Origin of the sequence: Nonomuraea sp. NPDC049649 (assembly GCF_040675175.1) — a bacterium.
GTDB lineage: Bacteria > Actinomycetota > Actinomycetes > Streptosporangiales > Streptosporangiaceae > Nonomuraea.
Map to the genome: position 1 here is coordinate 1 of NZ_JBFAOH010000112.1, position 1,325 is coordinate 1,325.

The following is a 1,325-nucleotide window of genomic DNA, read 5'->3' on the forward strand; positions in this document are numbered from 1 at the left end:
CTGGTGAGCGTGGACGTGCTGAGATAGCCGGGTGAGTGAACGCAAGCCGTACGCGACGGACTTATCCGATGAGCGGTGGGCCCTGATCGAGCCGGTGATCACGGCATGGAAGGCCGCGCACCCCTCGGTCAGCGGCCACCAAGGCAAATACCAGATGCGGGAGATCGTCAACGCGATCATGTACCAGAGCCGGACCGGCTGCCAGTGGAGCTTGCTGCCCCATGACCTGCCACCGCGCAGCGCGGTCATGTACTACTACACCGCCTGGCGTAAGGACGGCACCGACAAGACCATCCACGACCTGCTGCGCTTCCAGGTCCGGGAGAAGAACCGGCGATTAGCCGACCCCAGCCTGGTCGTGCTCGACACCCAGAGCGTGCGCGCCGCGGCCGGCGTCCCGAAGACCACCACCGGCCGGGACGCGGCCAAGAAGGTACCGGGCCGCAAGCGCGGGCTGGCCACCGACGTGCTCGGCCTGGTCATCGCGGTGGTGGTCGCGGCAGCCTCGATCCACGACAACGCCATCGGGAACGCGCTGCTGGACCGCGTCGCCGCCGCCACCCCGCCCGGTAGCGTCCAGACCGCCCTGGTCGACCAGGGATTCAAGAACAGCGTGGTCGCCCACGGCGCCACCCGCGGCATCGCCGTGAAGATCGTCGAGCGGAATCCCGCCGGGGCCGGGTTCGTCCCCCAGCCCAAGCGGTGGGTGGTGGAGCAGACCTACGGCACGATGTCCCTGCACCGGCGCCTGGTGCGCGACTACGAACACGATCCGGCCAGCTCGGAGTCACGGGTGTACTGGGCGATGACGGATGTGATGAGCCGCCGGTTGGCCGGCCCTTCCACTCCCGCTTGGCGCACCACGTGAGCACGCCGGATCCCGGCGCGTGGCTGCTGGACCGGATCGACGCCCGCGAGAAGGCGCTGACCAGCCAGATCGAACAGATCCAAGCTCGGATTGAGGAGTTGACCGCCCGCCTGCGGGACCTCGACCTGGACCTCGATCATCTGCGGATCACCCGCAAGACCTTGCTCGTCCTGGCCGGCGAGCCCGATCCGGCATCCCCGCCGCCACCGGCACCGGTGGTCCCCGGCCATCCCGCCTACCAGCAGATCCTCACCCTCATGACCAGCGCCGGCCAGCCCACACGAGCGCGCGACCTCTGCCTGGCCCTGGACCTTCCCCTGGAGCGGAAGAACATCGAAAACACCCGCGCCAAGCTCAAGCGCCTGGTCAGCCTCGGCATTCTGGTGGAAACGGAGCCGGGCTTGTTCGCTCAGCCGCGTCCGTAATCCGGCAACGAGCCCGTGACCAGCACTCCTCA

The 1,325-nt window shown here is 68.5% G+C and carries 2 protein-coding genes; both read left to right on the top strand.

Annotated features, from left to right (window positions below; genetic code table 11):
- Nucleotides 1–31 precede the first annotated feature (31 nt).
- Complete coding sequence (locus AB0J42_RS37690) at nt 32–868, top strand: IS5 family transposase (RefSeq protein ID WP_364303393.1); 837 nt, start codon at nt 32–34, stop codon at nt 866–868.
- Nucleotides 865–1,293: a hypothetical protein gene (locus tag AB0J42_RS37695; protein ID WP_364303395.1), complete on the top strand. Its 429-nt coding sequence runs from the start codon at nt 865–867 to the stop codon at nt 1,291–1,293. The genes AB0J42_RS37690 and AB0J42_RS37695 overlap by 4 nt, the downstream gene beginning before the upstream one ends.
- The last annotated feature ends 32 nt before the right edge of the window (nt 1,294–1,325 follow it).